The sequence below is a fragment of the Methylobacterium sp. PvR107 genome (assembly GCF_017833295.1).
In the GTDB taxonomy this organism is placed as follows: Bacteria; Pseudomonadota; Alphaproteobacteria; order Rhizobiales; family Beijerinckiaceae; genus Methylobacterium.
The window spans coordinates 5,063,479-5,086,461 of record NZ_JAFIBW010000001.1 but is presented as its reverse complement, the minus strand read 5'-3'; the positions used below and the strand labels follow the sequence as shown (position 1 = coordinate 5,086,461).

Genomic DNA, 22,983 nt, shown 5'->3' with positions numbered 1-22,983 from the left:
TCGATCCGCTCGGCTGCCTCCTCAGGCGGCGATCTTCACCGCGCTGTCGGGCTCGGCCGCGGCGACCGCCGGTGCGGCGATGTCCTGGCTGGCGCGGAAAAGATCGAGCAGGCCCTCGCCGAGCCCGTCGAGCACCGCATCGGTGGCCGCCTTGGCCTCCGGATCGATCTCGGGCTCCTCGGTCCTGTACCAGGCCAGGATTTGATCCGGCAGAGCCTCGAGGATCGCTCCGACCGGGTTCTGGTGTTCCGCGGCCGGCGCAGCGGCCACGATCTCCGCCGCCGGGATGATCTCCGCCTCGGCCACGGAGGGCGCGAACTCGGTCCGGCGCTGGCTGTCCAGGGCGGCGCGCCACGCGGCGTCGGCCGCCTGTGCGTCGCGACGGGCATTCTCCCGCGCGAGCGCCTCCGCGGCGATGGTCCGAGCGACCTCACGGGCCTCGTCACGGGCGGCCTCTGCCTCATACCGGTTCAGCAGCGCGCGGACCGGATGCATGGCCGGCCCGGGCAGGTCGTCACAGGCGCTGATGGCGCATTCGATGATCTGCCGTGACAGGCCGGCGCCGCGGATTGCGGCCGGGCGGCGGCCGACCTCCTGCCACGCCGAGACCGCCGCCTGCATCGCCGGCAGGAGTGCGTCGTGCAGACCAGCACGCGCGTGAAGGTCGGCGAAGCTGCGCGGATCGCGCATGGCTCGGGCGACACCGGCATGATCCTGGCCGGACAGGTCGGCCAGGGCCGCCAGGGCGAAGTCGATCCGACCGGACAGGACGGCGCGGAGGATCAGTCCGGCCGTGAGCTGATGGGTCGTGCGCAGATGGGCGACGAGCCGCGCCACGGCGGCCGCCCCCGCACCCCCGCAGGCCTCGAGCGCAACGCGCTCGCCAGCCTCGCGGCTCAAGCGGTCACAGCGCTCGCCTCCGAGCCAGCCGCGATGTGTCACAAAGTCGGACAGGGCTTCCGCCACCGCGAGGCCGATCGCGTGGCGGACCTCAGGCGGCAGGTCCGCCCGGCTAAGCAGAGCCTCGCGCAGGGCGGCTTCGTCGCCATGCCGCTCGATCATGCGCAGCATCCGGCCGGCCGTGATCTTGGCCGTGGGGTTGCGCGCGAGAACCACGAGGACGCCCGGTTCGCCGATCTCCGCTAGCGCCCCCGAGACGGCGTGGGTCAGGTGATGGCGGGCCGCGATCACCGCGCGCGTCGCCTCGTCTCCGAGGGCCGCGGCATCCACGAGATCCGCATCGGTCAGCACCGGCGAATGTGCCAGCACGAGCCGCGCGACCTCGGGCACGTCGCAGGATAGCGCGACCGCGAGGGGGCGCGGCGTCCGCGCCGACGCGGCGCAGGTCTCGGCCAGGGCGCGCCGGACCACCGGCGACGGATCGTCGAGAATCGTCAGCAGTGCGGTCTTGGCTTCCCACGCCTCGTCGGCCGTGAGGTTGCCGTAGAGATAGGTCCGCGCCAGGACCGACGCGGCTTCGGCGCGATGACTGGCCGAGCCGTTCTGTGTCCGGGTCAGGAACTCGCGGATGATCATGGACCGCTCCGGGGGGCGAACAGGCTGGTCCTGCCGCCGGTCATGGCATTGGCCGCGGCGAACTCCGCCGGGCGGCGGGGCGGCAGCGGCGGATTGGTTAGCGCGGTCCCCGGCGGCGTCGCCGCGGTCGCGGGAAGCGCGCCCGTTACGACGGGATCGGGAGCTGTGACGCTCGCGGGCGCGTCCGGGTCGGAGCGCGGGAAGTAGGTCGGCTCGGCGTGCGCGGCGGGCTGCGCGCTGTTGCGCGTCTGCCAGAGCCGGGCGGCGGCATCCGACACGGCCCCGCGCTGATCGGTCTGGAACAGGCTGCGCAGGTCGGAACTTCCGCCGAACGCCGTCGCGGTGCTGGCATAGGCCGAGACGGCCTGCGTGGCCGGGGCGCTGTCCTGGCGCAGGGCGGTGATGTCGGTGGCCGCCGCACCCTGAGCGGCTGCCGCGAGGCTGGCGTATAGTTCCGCCGCACTGCGCGGCCGTCCGGCGCGGTCGTAGAACAGCGAACGGTTGGCCGCTGCCGCGTCCGGAAGATCGAGGGCGGCGGCGCGCTCAGGAAACGCGCGGGCGGTCGAGATCAGGGCCGCCGCGCCTTTGGCGCCCAGAACGTGCGCCGCGTAGAGATCGCCCGCGGTCGGCTCGCGGCCGAGGGCGCCCGTGAGCGCTTCGGCATTCTGTTGCGTCAGGGCGCCGGCGAGGGTCGCGGAGACCTTGGGATCGCGGCGCAGATCGAGGATGGCCTGCCGCTGGCCCGCATCCGGGACCGTATAGGTGCCGTCCGATTGCCGCGTGATGGCGTCGGCCTGCGCCTGAAGGCCGAGCCGCGGCCCGGCATTCTTCATCACGCCGAGCCAGGTCTGTTCGATGAACTGAAACAGGCCGGTGGCCGAGGATGTCCCGGCCTTCGCGGCGGGATCGAGGGACGATTCCCGCCGTGCCGTGGCGAGGAGGTAGTCGAAGCCTACGCCGCTCGCCGTCGCGCCGTCGCGGATCGCCTGGACCACCGGTCCCGAGGCGGCCGAACCCGACAGCGCCCGCGCCTGGGGAGGCGGACTTTCCGGAGGGCTGGACGGCGTGGTGAACAGGAACATCCGGGCGCGCACGACGGCTGAAGACAGCCAGAACCTGCGCTCCGTATGGTAAATAAGTCCTCAATCCGCCGCGACGGACAGGTTCTCCTTTCAGGACCCGGCGAACTCGCCCGCGCCCTTCGGCCGGCGCATCTGGAAACGGGTATCCGCGGTGGCATGGAAGTAATCGAAATAGCCGCCGCGCATGATCGGATGCATGGCCGCGGTATCGACCATGCCGTCCGTCACGTAGCGTTCGTCGACATAGATCGACACGACTTGGCCGATAACGAGAAAGTTGTCCGCCTCCCCGCCCCCAAGCGGCACCAGGGGTACGGTCTGGAGCCACCGGCATTCCAGCGCCGCCGGCGAGGCCGCGACCCGCGGCGGCCGCACCTTCTGCGAGGGCGCGGTCTCGAGATTGGCGAAGGCGAACTCGCTCTGGCCGCGCGGCAGCGGTGCGGAGGAATCGTTCATCCCGTCGCGCAGGTCCCAGGTCGCGAGGCTGCAGACGAACTCGGCGCCGTCCTCCGCGAAGGTCATCGCGTCCTTGCGGCCCGAGGACGAGAACGCGACCATGTTGTCGGCGACGGCGTTGAAGAACGAGTACGGCGCGAGATTGAGCTGACCGGCGCGATCCATGGCGCTGATCCAGCCGATCGGCCGCGGCGCCACGATGGCCTTGAGCGGATTGTGCGGCAGCGCGCGCGCGTCCCGCGGGACCTCAAGATCGTAATGCACGGCCAAGCCCCTCAGAGATACGTGACGATGTCGGCGAGCGCCGGCCGCGGCCGATCGGACGGCACCTCGCGGGCCCGGCCGATATGCACGAACCCGGCGAGCTTCTCGGTCGGCGCCAAGCCCAGCGCGTCGAGCACGCGGCGGTCGTAGGCGAACCACTCCGTCAGCCAGGAGGTGGCGAAGCCGGCGGCGTTCGCGGCGATGACCAGGTTCATGGTGGCGGCCCCGGCGGAGAGCACCTGTTCCCATTCGGGGATCTTCACGTGCGGTCCCGCCCGCGACACGACGGCGATCGCCAGGGGTGCGTGCGTCAGCCGGCTGCGCTCCTGCGCGAGCCGATCGGGCGCCGCGTCCGGATTGTCCGCCGCGAAGGTCCGGGCGATGATTACGCCGAGCCGCTCACGGGCCTCGCCGGCGATGACGATGAAGCGCCACGGGGCGAGCTTGCCGTGGTCCGGCACCCGTGAAGCCGCGGTCAGGATCGTCTCCAGCTGCGCGCTGTCCGGACCCGGGCCGTCCAGCAGCGGCGGCGGCACGGAGCGGCGAGTCTTCAGGAGGTCGAGGGTGGCCGTCATGCGCTCCGTCCCGGTATCGGGTCCCGACCGGGATGTGGCATGCGCGAGCCGCCGGTGGAAGAGCGGCCTTGCGGTCGCCACGGTCCGGATGCAGAGGCAGTCACGGATGATCCGCAGACCAAGCCTCCGGGCCTACAGGCGGATTTGCGGTGCGGCCCGTCGGCCGAGCCACAGGAAAGGTCGATGAGGGTCCGAGCGATGTGCGTGAGGCTTGCCGCGACGGCGTTGGCCATGATCGTCACGCTGCCCCTGACCGTTCCCGCGGCCGCGCAGCAGGACCTGTTCCAGGATCGCCTCGGCGGGCCGCTGCCCTCGCCTTCGATCACGACCCCGAACCTGCCCCCGGCCCTGCCGTCAGCCGAGCCGGATGCGCAGCTCTCGCTGTCCGCGCTTCTGTCGGGTCCCGGGACCCCGCTTCGGCAGGGGCTCGCTTGGCGCGTCTACGAGGATCGCGGCGACGGCACCAAGCCGTCGATCATCGCCCGGTCGGCGGAGGCGGAACCGCATTTCACCCTCGCCCCGGGCACCTACGTGGCGACCGTGACCTACGGGTTCGCCAGCGCCTCGAAGCGTATCGTAATGGGGGGCCAACCCACCACCGAGACGCTGCGGGTCGCGGCCGGCGCGCTGAAGCTGTCGGGCGCCGTCGGCGACCAGAAGATTCCGCCGGCGGAGGTCCTGTTCTCGGTCTTTGTGCCGGTGGGGACCAACTCGGAGGGGCGCCTCGTGCGCTCCGGGATCAAGACCGGCGAGCTGCTCCGTCTGCCCGAGGGCACCTATCACGTGGTGTCGACCTATGGGGAGTCGAACGCGATCCAGCGCGCGGATCTTCGGGTCGAGAACGGCAAGGTGACGGAGGCGACCCTGAATCACCGGGCTGCCACCGTGACCCTCAAGCTCGTGGCCGCCGCCGGCGCAGAGGCGTTCGCCGGAACCGCCTTCTCGGTGCTGACGCCCGGCGGCGATACGATCCGCGAGGCCATCGGCGCGTTCCCGCAGGTGACGCTCGCCGAGGGCGACTACGTGCTGATCGCCCGTCACGACGGGCAGGTCTACACGCGTGAGTTCAAGGTCGAGAGCGGTCTTGATCGCGACATCGAGGTCGTGGCCAAGTCGGGCTGAGGGCGCCGGACGGCCGACGCCTCAGGCCAGTCGCCGCGCAAGCGCGACGCAGGCCGCAATCGCGATCGCGGCGCCGATCATCGCGGGCTCGATCCGCTCGCCGAGCACGAGGGCCGCAATGCCGAGCCCGAGGAAGGGCTGGAGCAGCTGGAGCTGACCGATCGCCGCGATGCCGCCCCGCGCCAGGGCCCGGTACCAGAACACGAAGCCGACGAGCATGCTGAACAGCGCCACGTAGGCGAGGCCGGCCCAGGCCGGCATCGGGATCGCGGCGGGGTCGGCTGGGCTCAGGACCAGCGCCAGCGGCAGGCTCAACGGCAGCGACAGCACCGTCGCCCAGGCGATCACCTGCCAGCCGCCGAGGCGGCGCGCCAGGACGCCGCCTTCCGCGTAGCCAAGGCCGCAGACCAGGATCGCGGCGAGCATGAGGCTGTCGCCGGGACCCGGGGGGCCGTCGAGCCCGCGCGCCGCGAAGCCCACCGTGATCAGCGCGTCGAGGACCGAGAGCAGCCAGAAGGCCGGAGACGGACGCTCGCCCGACCGGAGAGCGCCGAAGAGCGCGGTAGCCAGCGGCAGCAGGCCGACGAAGATCGTCCCGTGCGCTGCGCCGACAGTCCGCAGAGCCAGCGCGGTCAGCAGCGGAAAGCCGACCACGACACCGTACGCGACGATGGCGAGCGAGGGGATATCGCGGCGGCCCGGCCGCTTCTGTCTGAAGGCCAGCAGGGCCGTCGCTCCAGCAAGGCCCGCCAGAGCCGCTCGGGCTGCACTGAGGAACAGCGCGTCCATGCCGGTCAGGGCGACGCGCGTGGCCACCAGAGACGCGCTGAAGATGGATACGCCGATCAAGCCGTCGATCCACGCTCCCGGAATGCCCGCCGTCGACACCGTCGCGCCCGAACTCTCCGCCACCGCCGCTCTCCCGACTCCGAACCTGCGAGCGGCATGCCCTGGCCCGCGCATGCCGGCCAGAGACGATGGCGCAAGGGCCGGCCGATCTGTCCAGGCGTTCGATCAATACGGTCGGCGGGTTCGATGCCGGACCGCAAGCCGATCCCGCGCTGTCCATCCGGCGTGCATGCGTTCCATGTTCCGGGCATTAACATTTCTGGCAACGGCCGGAACGATCACGCGGGCATCCGGCTTTCCAGCGACCCATTTCGGGTCCTGGAGATCGCCATGCGCCGCCTCGTCCTCGCCACTCTCGCCGTCGCCGCTCTGGCCGGACCGGCTCTCGCCGCCAACGAGGCACCCCCGACCGTCGCGCCGAAGTTCGAGAAAGTCCCGCAGGATGCGGTGCTCAGCTACAACCTGATCGGCCTCACCGTCACGGACGCTCAGAACAACACGGTCGGAGAGATCAAGGATCTCGTGATCGATCACGACAAACTCACCGGCTACATCGTCTCGGTGGGTGGCTTCCTCGGCATGGGTGAGCACTATGTGGCGGTCACGCCTTCCTCGATCGCACTGGGCTATGACGCCGATGCCAAGAAGTGGAAGGCCATCATCGGTGCCAGCAAGGACCAGCTGAAGTCCGCCCCTGAATTTAAGTACGACGGCAAGTTCAAGCGCTGATTCGCAGACACGTTGATCCAGCGCCGGGAGCCGGTCCACGCCGCTCCCGGCCACCGCCCGGATGCCGGAAGGGCCTAGCGGCAGCCAGACAGGTCAGGCCTGGATCTGAGCCTCCAGCGCCGCCCGCGTCATACGGGCGACGATGGCTTCCCGCTTCGCTTGCCGCATGATGATGCGTGCCGCCGCGCGCGCGTTCGCGGCGCGGAGTGCGGCCTGCGGACCGCCCTCACGCAAGGCCCGCGACGCCAGGGCGCGGAACCACTTCACATTGGCCAGCGCAGCGGCGCGGCGGCTGATCGGCCCGCCGACATCGAGCGGCTTTTCTACTGTAACGGACGCCATTGGCCTAATCCTAGACTGCGATGCGCCGCTTGTCCGGACGTGAGACAAGAAATGGCGACGGCTTGCGAGCTGGGCAATAGTGCTACCACTAATAAGTTGTGACGGATCGCCGTGATCCGGCATCCTCGAAATGCGGTATGCTGCCGGTCCCTGAGCGACAGAAGGGACCGCATCCGAAGGTGCCCCGAACCTTAGGGGAACGCCCTCCCGCAGTGATGACTTTTCTCCTTTTGGAACCGAAGCGACGCCGGATAGACTGGCGCATCCCGCGGAGGGGAGCGTGCCGACGATCTTCGATGCTCATACCTTTGCCCTCACCGCGCATGCGGGCCAGCTCGACAAGGGCGGCGAACCCTGCATGCGGCACCTCGAACGGGTCGCGAATGCCGCCCTCGCCCGAGCCGGCCACGCCCGCTTGGTCGACGGATTGGACATCGACCCGATGCGAGTGATGCAGGCTGCGCTGCTTCACGATGTGCTGGAGGACACGCCACGCACGGCCGCCGACCTCCGCGCCGCGGGATTTGGCCAGGACGTGATCCGAACCGTGATCATCCTCACGAAGCCGCAGGCGCGGATCGCCTATTCCGAGCGGATCGCCGGCCTGATCGAGACCGGCGATTTCGCGGCGATTCTGGTGAAGATGTCGGATACGGAGGACAACTTATGCCCGTCCCGCATCCCGCCGAATGCCACCTTCCTGCGCGAGCGCTACGCCACCGCCTTCGCGCGACTCAAAGAGGCGGCAGCGGCGGCGGGCTACACGGGACGCTAGCCCGAGCGACCGACCCGCCGGCGGCCCGTCCCGACGCCCCATCGACGGCCGGGAACATTTGCACGACCGGACGGTAGATCCTCAGCCCGCGGCGCCTTCGCGTTGAGAGGACTTCAGCTTGGTCGAGACACATCCGCGATCGACGGCCCGGATCGGACATCATCCGATCCACGCCATGCTGGTTCCCATTCCTGTCGTGTGCTTCGTCGGAACATTGGTGACCGACATCGCCTATTGGTACACGGCCAACATGCAGTGGGCGAACTTCTCCGCTTGGCTCCTGAGCGTCGGATTGATCGTGTCCGGCTTGGCGGTCGTGGCAGGGTTGATCGATTTCTTCGGCGATCGCCGCATTCGCCGGCTTCGCCCCGCCTGGATCCATGCCGGCGGCAACGCCGTCGCTCTCGTGCTCAGCATCACCAACATCTTCGTGCACAGCCGCGACGCCTACACGTCCGTGGTCCCGACCGGGCTGATCCTGTCGGCGCTCGTCGTGCTCATCCTCCTGGTGACAGGCTGGAACGGCGCGGCCCTGGTGCACCGCTACGGCGTCGGCGTCCAATCGGAGGAGCGGGCATGACGCGTCTTCAACGGATCCTCGCCGCAGGCGTGCTGCTGCCGCTCTCCGCCTGCGGCCCCGAGCCGATCGACCCGCAAACGCAGATCGGGCCGAATCCGCCGCTTCCGGAACTCCACCAGTACCTGCTGCCACCGATGCACGTTTCAAGCGCAGTCGGCTGGAAGGACGGCGAGAAGCCGGAGGTCGCTTCCGGCCTGCAGGTCAAGGCGCTCGCAACGGGCCTCAAGAATCCGCGCTCGATCCTCGTCCTGCCGAACGGCGACATCCTGGTGGCGGAAAGCGGCGGCCCGAACCCGCCCGTCAACCGCCCGAAGGAGATCATCATGGGCTTGCTGGAGCGGAAGTCCCATTCCGCCGAGACGCCAGGGCAACGGATCACGCTGCTGCGCGATGCCGACGGAGACGGTGTCGCGGAGCAGCGCACCGTGCTCCTCGACAAGCAGAACTCGCCCTTCGGCATGGCCCTGGTGGGCAACGATCTCTATGTCGCGGACACCGATGCCGTGATGCGCTACCCGTACAAGGCGGGCGCGACGCAGATCACCGAGCCGGGCGTCAAGCTCACCGAGTTGCCGGCGGGGCACATCAACCATCACTGGACGAAGAGCCTGACGGCGAGCCCGGACGGGACCAAGCTCTACGCCGGGGTCGGCTCGAACAGCAATGTCTCCGAGAACGGGCTCGACGAGGAGAAGGACCGGGCGGCGATTTGGGAGATCGATCGGGCGACCGGCGCGCACCGGCTCTACGCGACCGGCCTGCGCAACCCGAACGGCCTGACCTTCGAGCCTCAGACGAAGACGCTCTGGTGCGTCGTCAACGAGCGGGACGAACTGGGGCCCGATCTCGTGCCGGATTATATGACGTCGGTGAAGGATGGCGGCTTCTACGGCTGGCCCTACAGCTACTGGGGCAGCCACGTGGATCCCCGCGTGATGCCCCAGCGCCCGGAACTCGTCGCCACTGCGATCATGCCCGACTACTCCCTGAGCTCGCACGTGGCCCCGCTCGGGATGACCTTCTATTCGGGGACAGGTCTGCCGCAGACCTATCAGGGCGGTGCCTTCGTGGGCGAGCACGGGAGCTGGAACCGGGATCCGCTGAACGGATACAAGGTGGTCTACATCCCGTTCGAGAGCGGGAAGCCGGCCGGCAAGGCCCAGGACGTGGTCACCGGATTCGTCAACGCGGAAAAGCAAGCTCGCGGTCGGCCGGTGGGCCTCGCCGTCGACACGCATGGCGGTCTGCTGATCGCGGACGATACCGGGGGCGTCGTCTGGCGTGTCACGGGGGCCCAGTCCCAATCGCAGGCCGGGCCGAACCCGATCATCCGCTGACCGCTCGAGCAGGATCTCATCGTGCCGCTCTCGTCCCGCTCCCCCACCGCGATCAGCGACGCGGGCCGCCACGCCCGGGACCGCGGCGATCCGATCACGGCAAATCCCTACCCGCCCGAATCGGACGAGCACGGGACCTGGGAGCGCGGCTACCGCATGCCGGACGCGCAGGCTCAGGAGACAATGCCGAAGACGCCCGGCGAAGCATCCCAGTTGGACGCGTCGTCGTAGAACGGCCGAGCCGCGCCGTCGTCAGGTCAGGAAGATCAGGGCGACGCCGCCGATCATCAGCAAGCCGCCGGGCATACGCCAGGGTCCCGCCGTGTGCTGCACGACGCGGAGTTAGCCGAAATGATCGAGGACCAGGGAGGCGCGACGATCGCGGCCGTCACGGTCAGGCCGGTGAAGATCGCAGCGCCGAGCCTGTCGGCCAGCAGGATCATCGCCAGACGCAGGTGCCGCCCGTCGCGCCGCCGAGCCAAGCTCACCAGGGACCAGCGGCGATCCGCTCGCTCCCCGGCCAGCCGAGCCGCCGGAATGGCGCGGCGCGGAGGTAGATCACGGCATACGTGACGGCCACGATCAAGGTGACCAGGATCGGCTTGTCCAATACCGTGTTGAGGCTCGCATTCGCGCCGGTATGCACCGTATTCGCGCCGGTCTGGACGGTGTTGAGGATGCCCGCTGCAATCGCGGCCATGGCCATAAGGATCGGCAAACGAGAAGCGTGTCTGTATCGCCGGTGTCTCGCATCAGGAACAGCCGTGCTGAATCGGTGTTCCCAGGATGACGGATTGCGACGCCTTCCGATCAGCGGTCCGCAAGACAGGGAGATACGCCATGAAGTTCATCATCCTGGCCCTGGCCGGCCTCAGCGTTGCCGCCGTGCCTGCCCTGGCGGCCGAAAGCGGCGGCACGAGCCGATCCGGCACGGCTAACAGCACGGGTCCGAACGATGCCGGTTCCGGGGCAACGCCCGGAGCCAACGGCAGCGGCCCGTCGACCGGCTCGCTGAGCCGCTCGGGGACGACAAACAGCACGGGTGCGAATGATGCCGGATCCGGCTCGAAGCCGGGAGCCGGAAGCCGATGATGAGACGAACGGCCCTCTCCGAACTCCGGTGAGCTGGGAGACGCTCCGCTCGTCCCCGGGCGGGCGGAGCGCCGCCAGCGGGACGCCAAGCCCTGCGCGCGGATTCCATAGCCGTTCGGATGCGGAACCGTGCGTTCTCGCGTCGGACCTGATCGTCCTCGCTATTCTGTGTCTCGGGGTGTCGGCCTGCGACGACAAGAAGGCCCAGAACAACGCGCCGACGAAGCCGGACTCGACCAAGACGGAGCCGCAGACCGATCAGTCCGCGCCGAGCCCTCAGAAGCGCTGACGGCCTCGTGGCGCGACTTCGGCTAGGCGGCGGACTTTTCGCGCCGGTTCAGCCTGAGGACCGGGCCGCCCTATCGGGGTGCCAACGTACCCGAAGGGAGACCCGAGTCTGACCGCGCACGCATCTGCAATCGTTAGACGAAATGCATCGGCAGCGCGCGATCCAGGACCTCGACATAGGTGCCGGCGAGGACGGCGACGGTTGCCGCGGCAACTGCGGCGGCGATGGTCAGGCGAGCGAGAACGGTCATGGGAAGTCTCCTTCGGTTCCGCGATTGTCTTCGCGGCATGACCTGGATGTTAGCTCAAGCTTTCCGGTCCGGCGTGCTCCGGCACACGGAGACGTCACTCCGCTGAGCCTGCATTGTTCATCGGCGTCGCCGCAGTCGCACGGCGACGACACCGAGGCTCAGGCTGAAACCGAGACATGCGACAGCCGGTCCGACACGGCTGCCTGAGAACGCTACGTGCCCGGCGAGGAACAGTAGGATCTCACGCAGGCCGATCAGGCCGCAGGCCGCTGAGCCGAGTCCGGCGAGAAACGCCAAAGCCTTGAACAACACCGTATCCGCGCGCGAGCCGGGGGAAACCGGGGCCACTGTGCCTCTTCACTTCGGAAGGACCAGAGGTCGCATACAGGTCGGGTTAAACGGCGATGAGACAGCTGATTAAAATAAACCTTGAACCGTCAGGCAGCTATGGATCCGCGGGCGATCCGAATCTGCGTCGATCAAGCCGATTTTTGAACAGGAGCAAGGGTTGGGGCGCGAACCTGATCCCGACCGCCGCGCGATCGGGCTGAGTTTGCGGACGACGCCTCCGACCCGCTCGAACGGTCCGGATAAGTCTTCGATGAGCGTCTCACGCGGCGCGGACGGTGTCGAGGAAGCGTCCGACCTCGGCGGCGAGGTGCTCGGACTGGCGCGACAGCTCGGAGGCCGCCCCCAGAACCTGGCTGGCCGCCGCCCCGGTCTCTTCCGCGGCGCCCGCCACGCCCGCGATGGTGCCGGTCACCGCGCCGGTGCCGGCCGCCGCCTGCGTGACGTTGCGGACGATCTCCTGGGTCGCCGCGCCCTGCTCCTCCACCGCCGCCGCGATGCCCGCCGCCACCCCGTTGATCTCCCGGATCCGGCCGGTGATCGCCCCGATCGCGCCCACCGCCTGACCCGTCACCCCCTGGATCCGCGCGATCTGTCCCGAGATCTCGCCGGTCGCCCGCGCGGTCTGCTCGGCCAGGGCCTTCACCTCGGAGGCCACCACCGCGAAGCCCCGCCCCGCCGCTCCGGCTCGCGCCGCCTCGATCGTGGCGTTGAGTGCCAGCAGGTTCGTCTGGCCGGCGATCGACGCGATCAGCCCGACCACGTCGCCGATCTTGGCCACCGCGTTGTTCAGCTCCTGCACCAGCGCGCCGGTCTGGTCGGCTTCCGCCGCCGCGACCCGGGCCAGCTCCGACGAGCCCTGCACCTGCCGGCCGATCTCCTGCACGGAGGAGCCCAGCTCCTCGGCCGCGGCCGCGACCGTGTTGACGTTGCAGGCGGCCTCTTCCGCGGCGGCCGCGACCGTGCCGGACTGGGCCGAGGTCTGGCCGGCGAGCGCCGACATCGCGCCGGCGGTGGCCTGCAGCTCGGTGGCCGAGGCCGAGACCTGGCCGACGATGCCGCCGACCGCCGCCTCGAACCGGTCGGCCATCTCGCGCATCCCGGCCTTGCGCTGCTCGTCCGCGGCCAGCCGCGCCTGCGCGGTCTCCGCCTCCAGGGCCTTCATCTGGATCAGCCCGTCCTTGAACACCTGGACGGCGGTCGCGATCGTCCCGATCTCGGTCTTCGTGCCCCGGTGCGGGATCTCCGCCGACAGGTCGCCGGCGATCAGGGCCTGCATCGGCCGTACGACCGAGGCAATGCCGCGGGTGACCCCGAGGACGATCACCACGCCTGATAGGATCGAGAGTCCGAGGGCGAGAACGATGGCCACGAGGCTGACCGTCCAGGTTTCCTCGTAGACGGCCTTGCTCTGCGCCTGCGCTTCCTTGGCGCCTTCGTTGTTGATCGCGATCAGCTTTTCCAGGGCCTTGGATGCGGCGCGCCGCGGGATCAGGCCCTTCGTCTCGTAGAGCTGATAAGCCTCGGCCTTGCGCCCGCCGCGCGAGAGATCGACGACTTCGTTGCGAACGGATTTGAACGTCTCGGATTCACGCTCGAACGTCTCGTAATGCGCCCGCTCATCGGCGGAGCTCATCATCGTCCGGTAGGACGCGATCCTCTCGGACAGCTTCTTGTCGAAGCTGTCCATATCCTTCTCGATGCTGGCAAGAAGTATCGCGTCGGTCGCTTGCGTGTGCCTCAGCAGGAGGCCGCTGCTCCGGGCCGTGAGCGTGTCGATCTCACCCAGGATGCGGATGCTCGGCAGCCAATTCGACTCGATCTGCAGAGACTGCTCGCGCAGCTTGTAGGAACTGACCAGCCCGAGCACACCCAGGCCGACCGCGAAGATGGTCAGGATCGAGAAGGCGATCACCAGCTTGGTGCGGATAGAGATAGCTTGAAGCGACACGACGCCCTCTCGGCAGCCGAATAGAAGCATTCCGTGGCCGCTTGGATCACAAGTACGGATCATCATTTAACAACCGATAAGCACATCGTGCCGACCGTTTCGGTGCTCCGAAAGGCTTGCTGCCCGGCCGCAGCTTGGTTCGCCGGGCTATGCCGCGCAGGGCCCAGCAGCCGGTCGATCCGGGGTCGCCGATAGGGGCCGGATCCCCGGCGTCGCGGCGTCAGCACGGAATGCCGAGGCGCAGGCGAGCCAGATCGCCGACCAAGCGGGCTACTCGAAGCTCCGGGCCGATGCCGACGGCGTCGGGATGGAGGCTCCCACCGAGCCCGGTCAGGTCGTCGCCGCCGTTCCGACGCTGCTCGCCGTCCACCAGCCCTTCGGTTTCAACGCGATCCTCGGCCAGATCGCGCTGTCGGGCATCCTGATGCGCAACACCCTGATCCTGGTGGACCAGATCCACCACGACCGCGCGGCGGGGTTGTCGGACCACGAAGCCATCGTCGAGTCCACGGTCCGGCGGGCTCGCCCGGTGATCCTGACGGCCGCGGCTGCGATGCTGGCGTTCATCCCGCTGACGCACGCGGTGTTCTGGGGCGCGCTGGCCTACGTGCTGATCGGCGGGGTCGGGACCCTGCTGACGCTGCTATTCCTGCCGGCCCTCTACGCCCTCTGGTTCCGGGTGAAGCGGGACGCGCGCGCGACGCGGACCGCTTCCGGTCCCGCACGGCTGCCGGCCGAGCCCTGACCCGGCATCACGCCTGCCGGTGCCCCGCTGTCCGGGGCATCCCGCGATCGCGCGTTCGGGTCTCGGGCGCGCGGTGCATTGACCGGCGGACGCGGCGCGACCGCGACGCCGCCTCCCGCCGCGCCGCGGGCATCCGGCGGTCACCGGCCCTTCTATAAATGACATCGCGCATCTATGTGAGAAGAGGGAGCGGAGGACGGTACGATGCCAAGGGTCTCGCAGGAGCAAGCCAAGCTGAACCGCCAGCGCGTGGTCGAGGTCGCCTCAGCCTTGTTCCGGGAGCGTGGCCTGCACGGGATCGGCGTCGTCGACATCATGGCGGCCGCTGGCCTGACCCATGGCGGGTTCTACGGTCAGTTCGCCAACAAGGACGCCCTCGCCGCGGAGGCGTTCGACGCCGCGATCGGCGCCGAATACCGCGCGAACCTCGACGCCTTCATCGAGAACTATCTCTCTCTGGGGCACGTCCGAACGCCGGGAAGAGGCTGCCCCGTCGCGGCGCTGGTGAACGACGTCGGGCGTGAGCCGGCCGGGAGCGCCCTGCGGTCGCGGTTCACGCAGGGGGTCAAGGGGCTCGCCGAACTCGTCGCGGACAGGCTGCCCAGAGCGTCGAAGGAACGCCGCAGGCAGCGCTCCCTGATCGCGCTGTCGACCATGGTGGGGGCGGTGGTGCTGGCGCGGGGCGTCGACGACGAGGCCCTGGCCGGTGAGCTGCTTGAGGCGGCGCGCTCTACGATCCCGGGCTGAACCGGTCTAGTGCGGCGACGGCGCCGGGTCGGCGCGGCCGACGCTGGACGGGACGCTGGTTCCGTCTGGGCTCGCCGAGCCGCTTTTCGTGCGCCGCCAAGCGAACCGGCCGCGCCGCACCCCACGCTTTCAGATTGCAACCCGCATCCATTTAGATTACAATAAACATCTAAAAACGGGTCGCCTGGGCCGACCGCGAGCAACGACCTGCCTCCTGTTCGATCTGCCCGGGGCGATGTCGCCTGCTTCCGCCGGCTGATCGGCCGCCGCACGTTTGGCTCCGCGGGCGGCGATCGGCTTCGGCGATCAGCCCTGCTCAGGACCGCGCCGCCCGGGCTCGAAGGGACGAGCCGAGCGTCGCGGCGCTGATCGTTCGGATTTCCTGCCGGCGGGCCGCGATCTATTCCGTTGTCGGAACCGATCCAAGGTCGCCTCGGCGGCTGCTCGGACAGCAGTCGCCGTCGGGCTCGAGGCAGCCGACGTCGGGTTGTCTTCGCCGATCGCCGGGCCGACATGACACGGTCCGCTCACGGCGTCTGACCGGCCGTGGTCATGCACCTGCGACGTGCGGCCGGCAGTAGCTGTCCCGCACCGCTGGGATGTCATCGTAGCCGTCAACCGTGCAGAAGAACGTGCACACAAGCCAGGTGGCCAGGGCGAGGCACAGCACGCCGTTGTAGACCCACACGCCGATCACGCGCTTGCTGGGCAGGTTGGCCAACCCGACGACCGAGCCCGGCACCCAATCGACTGCGAACACGATGGTGCCGAAGGCGCCCAGAACGCCGGCCATCATTACGGCGAGAGCAGTGGCAGTCATTCACCTTCTTGCCCGAGACACCCGTCGCGCGCTGACGCCGCCGAGACGGCCACGCCGGACGCCCATGATACGCGGACGAGCGACCGCTGGACCAGGACCGTGGCGACGGATCACCCCTGCCCGGTCGACGGCCCGGAGGTCAAGAACCCCCGTCGCGCCGCCATCCGCGCACTGCTGTCCACGGATGTTGGATTGGTTGACCACAGGTCTCACAGCGTAGCGTTCGGGCCGCCGTCGTGGGCGTATCGACAAGCATGCCGGTCAACACGCTGGCGAACGGTGTTGTCATCCGCGATGGCCCATTCGCGGCCTTGCCGATCGGCCTCGGCGGCAGCACCTTCCGAGCGCGCTGTTCACACGTGTGCCCGGTTCGTGATCGACGGCGCCTACGGCCGAAATCGAGAACCAGGGATGAGGCCGCTTCAGCCCGCGCCGCCGACGCGCCGGTAGACCGCCACGAACGCCTCAGCCGCCTCCTGCGTCAGGTCGGTAACGATCAGGCCCGGAACGGACACCGTCCAGAGGCCGTCGTCGTTCTGAGAGATCCCGATCTCCGGCATGAGAACCTCCGCGCGTCTTCGCTTCTATGTCGCGAGAGCAGGCGAAGTTCCGGATGGGCGGCGCTTACGCCCGGCGCTGTCCTGGAAAATACGGATCGTAGGTCTCCCTGCCGGTCCGGTCGAACGGAACTCGGTTGGCCGAGGGGGTGCGGCTGGGAAAATGCGGATCGTAGATATCGGCCGCTCGCTCGCGCGGCTTGATCGTGGCGGTCTGTACGGCCGCCTTTGCGTTCGCGTTGTTCATGACTGAAACCATCGTGCCCCCGCGGCCCGTTCTACCCCGGCCGTACGGGCGGATGGTTGCCGCGATGCAACGGTTGCCGGCTCACAGGGGCGGCTGTCCGAGGGACCGTGTCCGAGGCTGTTTCAAACGACCGGAGTTGGGCCAAGGATGAAACTCTCGGCCTGCGCAGTGCTCTGTCATGGACGAAGACGGCGACGACGCGCTCGCGGCCAGATAGTCCGGCCGTTGCGACTTACCTGCTGAGCGGGTGCTGATGAGGATGCCCCGTCACCATTCACGGGACGGGCTAAGTCTTGGTGGGCGCACTAGGGTTCGAACCTAGGACCCGCTGATTAAGAGTCAGCTTCCCTCGCCGTTTTGGGCGGGTTTCGGGGTCAGGAACGCGTAGCTAACCGGGGATAAGTTCGCAAGGCGTTAAGGGCACTTACGGGCAAACGTAGACGGCAGGCTGGTTTTTGGTGCTTTCTCCGATGCCGCCCAAAACCGCCCAAGGATCCCCGCCCAAAATGGCCCGCATCCCATGGCCGCCCAAGTCCGCCGTCGACATCACCGCCACGTTCATCGACCGCGCCAAGGCCGAGCGCCGCCCTGGCGTCCCGGCGGTCGACGTCCGGGACCAGCGCGCCCCCGGGCTCCTGTTGCGGGTGTCGCCGCGGACCCTGTCGTGGGGGTGGAAGGCCGAGAGGTTGGGCCGGACGGTCAGGCTCGACCTCGGGCCGGTGGACCGGCTCACCGTCGCGCAGGCACGCCAGGTCGCCGGCGAGGCGACCGACCTTCTCCGAAGCGGGAACGGCTGGCCGTCGGCGACGTGGCTCGCGCGCCGGTTGGGCGACCTCGGCATCGTCCGTCTCGAAGACGTCTTCCCCGAGGTGATTAGGCACGACGCGCCGCCGGCGGCCCCTCCCCGGCCCCGCACGTGGACGTACGCCAAGGCGGTCGAGGCGTACCTGGCGGCGCACGAGGCGGAGTGGAGGCCGGCGGCCTATGCGGACGCGCGGAAGAACCTCAGGCACCCCGTGCTCAAGCGATTCGTCGGCATGCCCGTCGCCTCGGTCTCGGTCGACGACCTGGCGACGGTACTGGCGGCAAAGTCCCGCACGCACCACCGGCAGGCGGAGGCCATCTACGTCCGCTTGAGGCACTTCTTCGCCTGGCTCGCGTCGCCGGGGCCGCGGCGGGACAGCGGCGTCCCCAAGAACCACCTGGAGGATCTCCAGCGCCCGAGGCGGCCGCGTCTCAAGGAAGGGGAGCAGCCCCGCCAGCGCGTCCGCTGGCCCACGATGGACCGGGTCGGCCTGCTGGTGGCGCTCGCCAGGACCGACCTGCTGGACCCCCGGCAGGCGGCCGCCGTGCTTCTCCTAGTGGCGACCGCGCAGCGCCGGCGCGCCATCGTCAGCGCCCGGGTCTCCGAGTTCGCCGGCATCGAGGATGGGTGGGGCTGCTGGCGCCTGCCGCCGATCCGGCGCAAGACCGGCGAGACGGCCAGGGCGCAGGCGCACCACGCGGTCCCCCTCCCCCCGGCGGTCTGGTCCGTCCTGCAGGGGCAGATCGAGGCCGACGCGGTCTACATGTTCCCCGGGCACCGGCCGCGCCGCGCCGGGGCGCCGGTCGGGCATCTGTCAGAGTCCACGCTGACCCATCTGTTGGCGGCCCTGCCCGTCGACGCCTCGCCGCACGACCTGCGCCGTGCCCTGCGGTCGCACGGGGCCCGGGCCCTGCGCCTGCCCGATGCCGTGCTCGACCTCATCCTGGACCATGCCGAGGGCGTCGCCCCGGGCAGCGTGTCCGAGCGCCACTACACGGACGACGACCGGCTCGATCTCAAGCAACCCGTCATGCGGGCGTGGTGGGATCTCGTGGAGCAGCACGCCGCCGCGGCCGCCTTCGACCTCGACGAGATCCGGACCGCCTTCCTTGCGAAGCGCGCCGAGCAGAAGGGGCGCAAGCCCAGGGAAATCGTAACCCCTGCGTGCTAGCCTCAAGATTCGTCCCGGAGATCTCCATGCCCTCGAAACGCGCGACCGCCGCCCTTCCCCGCCCATAGGAGGACGTGACGCTGCGCGCGCCGGCCTCCTCACGACAGGAGGCCTCGATGGCCGTCTTCTTCACCGCCGACACGCACTTCGGCCACGCCGGGATCCTGCACGCCTGCAAGCGTCCCTTCGCCTCCATTCAGGAGCACGACAGCCTCCTGATCGAGGCGTGGAACGCGACGGTCGCGCCGGGCGACACCGTCTACCACCTCGGCGACTTCGCGCTGGGGCCGGCCGAGGCGGCCGAGAAGGTGTTCCGGCGGCTCAACGGGCGCAAGTGCCTGATTGCCGGCAACCATGACCGCCGCAACCGCAAGCTCGCGTGGGCCGAGCAGCATGAGGGGATCCGGGAGGTCTCGGTCGAGGGCAAGCACCTCGTGCTCTGCCACTACCCAATGCGTAGCTGGCCTCGCGCTTTCAGGGGCAGCCTCCACCTGTACGGGCACACGCACGGCAAGCTGCCGGGGACCACGCAGTCATGCGACGTCGGCGTGGACGTGTGGGGCTACAGGCCGGTGTCGCTCGCCGCCGTGGTCGACGCCATGGCATTGAGCGACACCGTGCCCGAGGAGCTCAGAGCCTCAGCGTGAGCTGGGGTTCCGGAGGCGCGGGCAGCGGCGGCATCGGGATACCGGGGTTCGCCCGGTCCCAGTTCCGCCTCGCCCGCAGCCTGGCCCTGTAGCGGGCATCCCGTGCCCGCCTCAGCGCCCGCTGGCGTTCGAGCTTCTCCTGGGCGTGCCTGTCGTTCATGGCCTGCTGCGTCCGCCGACGGATCTCACCGTCGGGGTCGAAGAAGTCCGGCAACGCCCGGTTGTTCTCGTCCTCTTGTCCACACTCTTCGTCTAGCACAACGACCCCCTGAAAAAGCGACGCCGTGGATTACGGCATAGTTTTCAGGGTTAGAGTTGATCGGATCTACTGTTGGAGTGGTCGGTGTAGGTCCGTCGCCTTGGGGGCCAGCAACACGTATAGCAGGCCCGTCTGAATCGACATCGACTCCTCGGCCGGCAAATTCGACCGGAATGACTCATCTCGCGGTAACCCTGGGCGCCGGGTTTTGCTGGCGCCCAGGTCTCCGGATCACCGCAGCGAGTGCCGCGTCAGCCTCGTCCGGGGCGCGGCCGCCCACGCCTGCATCGCCTCAACGAGCTCGGGCGTCACGGTCAGCGTGGCACCGTCGCAGTACCACCCCCGGTAGTGCAGCCGGGGCTCGACGCCGGCGGCGCGGGCGAGCCGGAACGCGGTGCTCCGGGAGCAGCCCAGCGCATCCTGGATCGCGTAGACCTCGCGGACAGAGCCGACCGGCGGCGGCTCGAACTCGATGGGGAGCCGCGAGAAGGCATTGACCGCCTGCAGCAGGCGCGCCTCGCGCCGCTTGGCCTGCTCGCTGGCGAAGGCCTGCCCCCGCTCCCGGGACGGCCGACCCTCACGGAGCGCGCGGGACTGCTGCTCCCATTCCCACGCCGAGAAGGCGGACTCGATCACCCGCCGGATCCGCTTGCCATGGAGCGCCTCGGCCGCCGGGCCGACGAGCAGGGCCCGGGCGGACCAAGCCTCCCCATTGCCGCCGTTCGCGACGTATGCCCGGAGCGCGACGCCGGCATCGAGCGCCCCGGCGATCTCGGCCGCGACGTGGCGGGGAAGGTGTCCGAGGCGGATGCCTTCGGCGAAGGCGGCCTGCCCCCCTGCGGCGGCGACGGCGTGCCCGAGGCGGATGCGGGCTTGGCGCTCTGTCAGTCTCATGATCGGTCTCCTCACCAGGGAATGGCGTCGTCGTTCGGATCGAGGGGCGGAGGCGGCAGGGGCGGCCGGTACCCGGGCAGCGGCTGCACCGGCGGGAGCGGCGGCCGGATGGGCGGATGCCGGTACACCGGCTGCGGCTCCGGTAGCTCAGGCGGTCCATCGTCCGCCGGCGCCGGGCGCTTGAGCCCCGCTAGCTTGAGGGGCGCCGGCGGCCTCGGCGCGGGTACCGGTCCGGGGGGCGGGGCTGCCGCGGGGGCCGGGACGCGGACCATCGGTGGGCGCGGCGCGGGGATGGGGGCCGGCGGCGGGACGGGCTGCTCGGGCGTCGCCGGCTGCATGCCGTCCACGAGGGCGGCGATGCCCGCACGCATGGCACGGACGACGTCGGCCTCGACCGTGCGGACGAGGGCGATCAGGGGGTGGCTCTCGTCGCCGGCGGCAGCCGCCAGCGCAGCCGCCCGGGCGTCGACGAGGCGCTGGCGCAACGCAGCGCCCGTGAGGCCATCGAGGCCCTCTAGCAGGGGATGGCTCACGGGTGCGGCTCCTCATTCACGATCCAGCGGGGGCCCTCGCACCGGACGCGACCGGCCTTGCGGAGCCGCTGCAGCGAGCGGGAGACTTGGGCGATGGTGAGCCCGAGCGCCGGAGCGAGGTGCATCGGGAGCGTGCTCGACGGCCCGACCTGCAGGGCGGTGAGCACGACGGCGTCGCGGGCTTGGGAGGCGGCGCTCACGGGCACCCCCTGACGAGCGCTCTGTTGATGCCGAGGCCCTGCAAAATCTTGGCGCCGGGCGGCCGGCGGCCTGACAGGACGTCCGCGAGGTAGCCGGGGCCCACGCCGTGGCGGCGGCCCCAGGCGGCCGCGGAGCCCTGGCGCTGGATCGCGGCGCGGAGCTCGTCGAGGACGGCCTCGGGCGGCACGACCTGCGCGGCCTCCTCGCGGCTGAGGGCGGCCGCGTCGTACGAATCGTCGGGGTGCCAGCTCACGCGCACGCCCCCCTCAGCGCGGCCCGGCCGGCGGGATCCGTCGGCAGGCCGAGGTAGCGCGCACGGCTCTGCAGCGCCGGCGGCGTGACACCCAGCGCCGCGGCCGCCGCGCGAAGGGACAGCGGGCCGTTGATCGCCGCGGCGACCGCGGCGTCCGTCATGCGCTGGCGCTCCGGCAGCCGCGCCGTCGGCGGCACCGTGCGGATCGCGACGCCGGCGAGCCGGGCCCATCTGTGCGCGGTGTACTCGCTCACGCCGAGCCGACGGGCGACCGCCCCGACGCCGACCGTCGCCGCGACGACGCGCCGGACATCGGGCACGGTCACGCCCAATCCCACATGCCGATACAACTGCATTGCCGTCCTCCGAATCCCCGCGCGATGTCGCGCGGTGGTATTTGAGCACGTTCGTCGTTTGACGAAAGAGCAAATTGGCACGGAAGACAGATATTTTTGGGGGTACAATAATTATCGCAGGAATAATTATTCGAGAGATAATAATTCACTGCCGGGTATTTACGTCAAAAACTCTTGCAGACGATCATGCGAGTGCTAGCATTCGTCATGTGCCGAACGACGGCACGGCTCATGAAGAGGGATGCGATGCCGTACGAGAACGGGACGACGCGAGCCTGGCAGGGGCCGCCGGAGGGACTGGGTCTGACCTGGCGGTTGGCCCCGCGGGAGCTCCGCGCGAACGGCGAGTTCAAGGCTCTCTGGACCGCGACGGGGCCCAGCCAGGATTACGATGATGCCCTCTCCAGCAGCGAGGGGCGGCACCTGCGCACGATGGGCTTCAGCTTCGACAGGATGAGCGGGCTGCCGTGCTTCTGGGAGAGCACGCACCTCGACAAGCGCGCCGCTCAGGTCATCGTCAACACTGCCGCGCACGGGCTGACGGCGTACCGCGAGAAGCTGGCCCGGCAGCGCGCCGACGCGGCCGAGCGCGAGGCGTTCGAGGCGGCAAACCGGGAGCGCCAGGCGGCCGAGGACCTCGACCTGGCAACGCGTGCCATCGCCGCGGCGCGGGAGTCCCTGCGCGCTTACGAATGGGCATGGGCGCTGGCCGACGACGTCACTCGGGCGAAGCGCTTGATCACGATCCCGCCCGCGCAACTGGAGCGCCGCCTGGCCTGGGCGCTGGAGATGTACGTCGAGCGGGCTCAGGCGAACATCGACCGTGCGATGACCGCGATGACGGCGATCTACGAGCCCGAAGCCGAACGGGCCGCCCTGCCGGATGTGAAGGCTGCGGCGCTGGAGGGCTGCCAGCTCCTGACCGCGCGCGATGCCGACCGCGCCAGCGTCATCAACCGGGCGGGCTGGGGCCGGACGACGTCCGTGAAGGGCCACGTCCTCGCGAGCCACGAGGTCCTCGACACGGTGCTCACGAGCCACGCGCTGCGGGCCTTGCGCACGCACCGGCGCCAGCTGCCGCCCGAACTCGATGTCAGGCTGTTCGGCCTCAACGCCGAGGCGTGGATCGCAGCCAGCGCGACCGCGGCCTGATTGTGGCTTGCCGGGGCGA

28 protein-coding genes and 1 pseudogene are annotated in these 22,983 nt (G+C 69.7%); 12 read left to right on the top strand and 17 right to left on the bottom strand.

The features are described 5' to 3' along the window. Window positions 1-21 precede the first annotated feature (21 nt). From JOE48_RS24095 to JOE48_RS24080, 4 genes are all read right to left on the bottom strand, one after another. The gene (locus JOE48_RS24095; protein WP_210033514.1) at window positions 22-1,536 is read right to left on the bottom strand and encodes a DUF2336 domain-containing protein; all 1,515 of its coding nucleotides are present in this window, start codon (window positions 1,534-1,536) and stop codon (window positions 22-24) included. Then, the gene (locus JOE48_RS24090) at window positions 1,533-2,618 is read right to left on the bottom strand and encodes a lytic transglycosylase domain-containing protein (protein WP_210033512.1); all 1,086 of its coding nucleotides are present in this window, start codon (window positions 2,616-2,618) and stop codon (window positions 1,533-1,535) included. The genes JOE48_RS24095 and JOE48_RS24090 overlap by 4 nt, the downstream gene beginning before the upstream one ends. 90 nt (window positions 2,619-2,708) lie before the next feature. After that, window positions 2,709-3,338: a flavin reductase family protein gene (locus JOE48_RS24085; protein ID WP_210033510.1), complete on the bottom strand. Its 630-nt coding sequence runs from the start codon at window positions 3,336-3,338 to the stop codon at window positions 2,709-2,711. An 11-nt stretch (window positions 3,339-3,349) separates the two neighbouring features. Further along, window positions 3,350-3,913, bottom strand: a complete 564-nt coding sequence (locus JOE48_RS24080; protein ID WP_210033508.1) for a nitroreductase — start codon at window positions 3,911-3,913, stop codon at window positions 3,350-3,352. 198 nt (window positions 3,914-4,111) lie between these two features. Between JOE48_RS24080 and JOE48_RS24075 the strand changes: the two genes are divergently transcribed. Next, window positions 4,112-5,035, top strand: a complete 924-nt coding sequence (locus JOE48_RS24075) for a hypothetical protein (RefSeq protein ID WP_210036016.1) — start codon at window positions 4,112-4,114, stop codon at window positions 5,033-5,035. A 21-nt stretch (window positions 5,036-5,056) separates the two neighbouring features. Here the strand turns inward: JOE48_RS24075 and JOE48_RS24070 are convergent, their stop codons facing one another. Continuing rightward, the gene (locus JOE48_RS24070; protein WP_312893363.1) at window positions 5,057-5,947 is read right to left on the bottom strand and encodes a DMT family transporter; all 891 of its coding nucleotides are present in this window, start codon (window positions 5,945-5,947) and stop codon (window positions 5,057-5,059) included. 267 nt (window positions 5,948-6,214) lie between these two features. Between JOE48_RS24070 and JOE48_RS24065 the strand changes: the two genes are divergently transcribed. After that, a complete protein-coding gene (locus JOE48_RS24065; protein ID WP_210036015.1) occupies window positions 6,215-6,613 on the top strand; it encodes a PRC-barrel domain-containing protein in 399 nt (132 codons plus the stop codon). Window positions 6,614-6,706: 93 nt separating this feature from the next. Here JOE48_RS24065 and JOE48_RS24060 read toward each other — a convergent pair whose 3' ends face one another. Further along, on the bottom strand, window positions 6,707-6,955 hold the full coding sequence (locus JOE48_RS24060) for a hypothetical protein (RefSeq protein WP_210033504.1): 249 nt from the start codon (window positions 6,953-6,955) through the stop codon (window positions 6,707-6,709). Window positions 6,956-7,235: 280 nt separating this feature from the next. Between JOE48_RS24060 and JOE48_RS24055 the strand changes: the two genes are divergently transcribed. From JOE48_RS24055 to JOE48_RS24040, 4 genes are all read left to right on the top strand, one after another. Beyond that, the gene (locus JOE48_RS24055) at window positions 7,236-7,730 is read left to right on the top strand and encodes an HD domain-containing protein (RefSeq protein WP_210033502.1); all 495 of its coding nucleotides are present in this window, start codon (window positions 7,236-7,238) and stop codon (window positions 7,728-7,730) included. A gap of 118 nt (window positions 7,731-7,848) precedes the next feature. Continuing rightward, complete coding sequence (locus JOE48_RS24050) at window positions 7,849-8,310, top strand: DUF2231 domain-containing protein (protein WP_312893362.1); 462 nt, start codon at window positions 7,849-7,851, stop codon at window positions 8,308-8,310. Further along, window positions 8,307-9,647 carry a sorbosone dehydrogenase family protein gene (locus JOE48_RS24045; RefSeq protein WP_210033498.1) on the top strand — a complete coding sequence of 447 codons (1,341 nt, stop codon included), beginning with the start codon at window positions 8,307-8,309 and terminating at the stop codon, window positions 9,645-9,647. The genes JOE48_RS24050 and JOE48_RS24045 overlap by 4 nt, the downstream gene beginning before the upstream one ends. 21 nt (window positions 9,648-9,668) lie before the next feature. Next, window positions 9,669-9,878: a hypothetical protein gene (locus JOE48_RS24040; RefSeq protein ID WP_210033497.1), complete on the top strand. Its 210-nt coding sequence runs from the start codon at window positions 9,669-9,671 to the stop codon at window positions 9,876-9,878. Between the two features lie 253 nt (window positions 9,879-10,131). Here JOE48_RS24040 and JOE48_RS30510 read toward each other — a convergent pair whose 3' ends face one another. Continuing rightward, complete coding sequence (locus JOE48_RS30510) at window positions 10,132-10,347, bottom strand: hypothetical protein (RefSeq protein ID WP_245252940.1); 216 nt, start codon at window positions 10,345-10,347, stop codon at window positions 10,132-10,134. Between the two features lie 140 nt (window positions 10,348-10,487). On the opposite strand from JOE48_RS30510, the gene JOE48_RS24030 reads away from it, so the two are divergent. Then, window positions 10,488-10,739 carry a hypothetical protein gene (locus tag JOE48_RS24030; RefSeq protein ID WP_210033496.1) on the top strand — a complete coding sequence of 84 codons (252 nt, stop codon included), beginning with the start codon at window positions 10,488-10,490 and terminating at the stop codon, window positions 10,737-10,739. A gap of 1,149 nt (window positions 10,740-11,888) precedes the next feature. Here the strand turns inward: JOE48_RS24030 and JOE48_RS24020 are convergent. Further along, the gene (locus JOE48_RS24020; RefSeq protein ID WP_210033495.1) at window positions 11,889-13,577 is read right to left on the bottom strand and encodes a methyl-accepting chemotaxis protein; all 1,689 of its coding nucleotides are present in this window, start codon (window positions 13,575-13,577) and stop codon (window positions 11,889-11,891) included. A 334-nt stretch (window positions 13,578-13,911) separates the two neighbouring features. Between JOE48_RS24020 and JOE48_RS24015 the strand changes: the two are divergent. Both JOE48_RS24015 and JOE48_RS24010 read left to right on the top strand, forming a co-directional pair. Then, a pseudogene (locus tag JOE48_RS24015) lies at window positions 13,912-14,322 on the top strand (efflux RND transporter permease subunit); the annotation flags it as partial. A gap of 204 nt (window positions 14,323-14,526) precedes the next feature. Next, entirely contained in the window at window positions 14,527-15,069 is a 543-nt protein-coding gene (locus tag JOE48_RS24010) for a TetR family transcriptional regulator (RefSeq protein ID WP_210033494.1), read from the top strand. A gap of 550 nt (window positions 15,070-15,619) precedes the next feature. Here JOE48_RS24010 and JOE48_RS24005 read toward each other — a convergent pair. The 3 genes from JOE48_RS24005 to JOE48_RS23995 all read right to left on the bottom strand — a co-directional run bounded on the left by JOE48_RS24005 (window position 15,620) and on the right by JOE48_RS23995 (window position 16,693). Continuing rightward, window positions 15,620-15,889: a hypothetical protein gene (locus tag JOE48_RS24005; protein WP_210033493.1), complete on the bottom strand. Its 270-nt coding sequence runs from the start codon at window positions 15,887-15,889 to the stop codon at window positions 15,620-15,622. A gap of 422 nt (window positions 15,890-16,311) precedes the next feature. Further along, window positions 16,312-16,449, bottom strand: a complete 138-nt coding sequence (locus JOE48_RS24000; protein ID WP_210033492.1) for a hypothetical protein — start codon at window positions 16,447-16,449, stop codon at window positions 16,312-16,314. Between the two features lie 64 nt (window positions 16,450-16,513). Next, a complete protein-coding gene (locus JOE48_RS23995; protein WP_210033491.1) occupies window positions 16,514-16,693 on the bottom strand; it encodes a hypothetical protein in 180 nt (59 codons plus the stop codon). Between the two features lie 506 nt (window positions 16,694-17,199). Here JOE48_RS23995 and JOE48_RS23990 point away from each other — a divergent pair. Continuing rightward, window positions 17,200-18,669, top strand: a complete 1,470-nt coding sequence (locus tag JOE48_RS23990; RefSeq protein ID WP_245252938.1) for an integrase family protein — start codon at window positions 17,200-17,202, stop codon at window positions 18,667-18,669. A 116-nt stretch (window positions 18,670-18,785) separates the two neighbouring features. Next, window positions 18,786-19,316 (top strand): metallophosphoesterase family protein, encoded by a 531-nt coding sequence (locus JOE48_RS23985; RefSeq protein WP_210033488.1) that lies wholly within the window; start codon window positions 18,786-18,788, stop codon window positions 19,314-19,316. Here JOE48_RS23985 and JOE48_RS23980 read toward each other — a convergent pair. The 6 genes from JOE48_RS23980 to JOE48_RS23955 all read right to left on the bottom strand — a co-directional run bounded on the left by JOE48_RS23980 (window position 19,300) and on the right by JOE48_RS23955 (window position 21,782). Continuing rightward, window positions 19,300-19,476 (bottom strand): hypothetical protein, encoded by a 177-nt coding sequence (locus tag JOE48_RS23980; RefSeq protein ID WP_210033487.1) that lies wholly within the window; start codon window positions 19,474-19,476, stop codon window positions 19,300-19,302. The genes JOE48_RS23985 and JOE48_RS23980 overlap by 17 nt on opposite strands. A 330-nt stretch (window positions 19,477-19,806) precedes the next feature. Then, a complete protein-coding gene (locus JOE48_RS23975; protein WP_210033486.1) occupies window positions 19,807-20,469 on the bottom strand; it encodes a hypothetical protein in 663 nt (220 codons plus the stop codon). A gap of 11 nt (window positions 20,470-20,480) precedes the next feature. Next, window positions 20,481-21,002, bottom strand: a complete 522-nt coding sequence (locus tag JOE48_RS30915) for a hypothetical protein (RefSeq protein WP_210033485.1) — start codon at window positions 21,000-21,002, stop codon at window positions 20,481-20,483. After that, window positions 20,999-21,202: a hypothetical protein gene (locus JOE48_RS23965; protein WP_210033484.1), complete on the bottom strand. Its 204-nt coding sequence runs from the start codon at window positions 21,200-21,202 to the stop codon at window positions 20,999-21,001. Before JOE48_RS23965 ends, JOE48_RS30915 begins: the two co-directional genes overlap by 4 nt. Continuing rightward, a complete protein-coding gene (locus JOE48_RS23960; protein WP_210033483.1) occupies window positions 21,199-21,456 on the bottom strand; it encodes a hypothetical protein in 258 nt (85 codons plus the stop codon). The genes JOE48_RS23965 and JOE48_RS23960 overlap by 4 nt, the downstream gene beginning before the upstream one ends. Next, window positions 21,453-21,782: a hypothetical protein gene (locus JOE48_RS23955; protein WP_210033482.1), complete on the bottom strand. Its 330-nt coding sequence runs from the start codon at window positions 21,780-21,782 to the stop codon at window positions 21,453-21,455. Before JOE48_RS23955 ends, JOE48_RS23960 begins: the two co-directional genes overlap by 4 nt. Window positions 21,783-22,058: 276 nt before the next feature. On the opposite strand from JOE48_RS23955, the gene JOE48_RS23950 reads away from it, so the two are divergent. Then, window positions 22,059-22,964, top strand: coding sequence for a hypothetical protein (locus tag JOE48_RS23950; RefSeq protein WP_210033481.1), 906 nt, complete (start codon window positions 22,059-22,061; stop codon window positions 22,962-22,964). The last annotated feature ends 19 nt before the right edge of the window (window positions 22,965-22,983 follow it).

Coding starts and splice junctions, on each gene's coding strand:
- JOE48_RS24095 (WP_210033514.1), bottom strand. CDS start 1,536: ATGATCATCCGCGAGTTCCTGACCCGGACACAGAACGGCTCGGCCAGT.
- JOE48_RS24090 (WP_210033512.1), bottom strand. CDS start 2,618: ATGTTCCTGTTCACCACGCCGTCCAGCCCTCCGGAAAGTCCGCCTCCC.
- JOE48_RS24080 (WP_210033508.1), bottom strand. CDS start 3,913: ATGACGGCCACCCTCGACCTCCTGAAGACTCGCCGCTCCGTGCCGCCG.
- JOE48_RS24075 (WP_210036016.1), top strand. CDS start 4,112: ATGTGCGTGAGGCTTGCCGCGACGGCGTTGGCCATGATCGTCACGCTG.
- JOE48_RS24065 (WP_210036015.1), top strand. CDS start 6,215: ATGCGCCGCCTCGTCCTCGCCACTCTCGCCGTCGCCGCTCTGGCCGGA.
- JOE48_RS24060 (WP_210033504.1), bottom strand. CDS start 6,955: ATGGCGTCCGTTACAGTAGAAAAGCCGCTCGATGTCGGCGGGCCGATC.
- JOE48_RS24045 (WP_210033498.1), top strand. CDS start 8,307: ATGACGCGTCTTCAACGGATCCTCGCCGCAGGCGTGCTGCTGCCGCTC.
- JOE48_RS30510 (WP_245252940.1), bottom strand. CDS start 10,347: ATGGCCGCGATTGCAGCGGGCATCCTCAACACCGTCCAGACCGGCGCG.
- JOE48_RS24030 (WP_210033496.1), top strand. CDS start 10,488: ATGAAGTTCATCATCCTGGCCCTGGCCGGCCTCAGCGTTGCCGCCGTG.
- JOE48_RS24010 (WP_210033494.1), top strand. CDS start 14,527: ATGCCAAGGGTCTCGCAGGAGCAAGCCAAGCTGAACCGCCAGCGCGTG.
- JOE48_RS24005 (WP_210033493.1), bottom strand. CDS start 15,889: ATGACTGCCACTGCTCTCGCCGTAATGATGGCCGGCGTTCTGGGCGCC.
- JOE48_RS24000 (WP_210033492.1), bottom strand. CDS start 16,449: ATGCCGGAGATCGGGATCTCTCAGAACGACGACGGCCTCTGGACGGTG.
- JOE48_RS23995 (WP_210033491.1), bottom strand. CDS start 16,693: ATGAACAACGCGAACGCAAAGGCGGCCGTACAGACCGCCACGATCAAG.
- JOE48_RS23990 (WP_245252938.1), top strand. CDS start 17,200: ATGGCCCGCATCCCATGGCCGCCCAAGTCCGCCGTCGACATCACCGCC.
- JOE48_RS23985 (WP_210033488.1), top strand. CDS start 18,786: ATGGCCGTCTTCTTCACCGCCGACACGCACTTCGGCCACGCCGGGATC.
- JOE48_RS23980 (WP_210033487.1), bottom strand. CDS start 19,476: ATGAACGACAGGCACGCCCAGGAGAAGCTCGAACGCCAGCGGGCGCTG.
- JOE48_RS23975 (WP_210033486.1), bottom strand. CDS start 20,469: ATGAGACTGACAGAGCGCCAAGCCCGCATCCGCCTCGGGCACGCCGTC.
- JOE48_RS23950 (WP_210033481.1), top strand. CDS start 22,059: ATGCCGTACGAGAACGGGACGACGCGAGCCTGGCAGGGGCCGCCGGAG.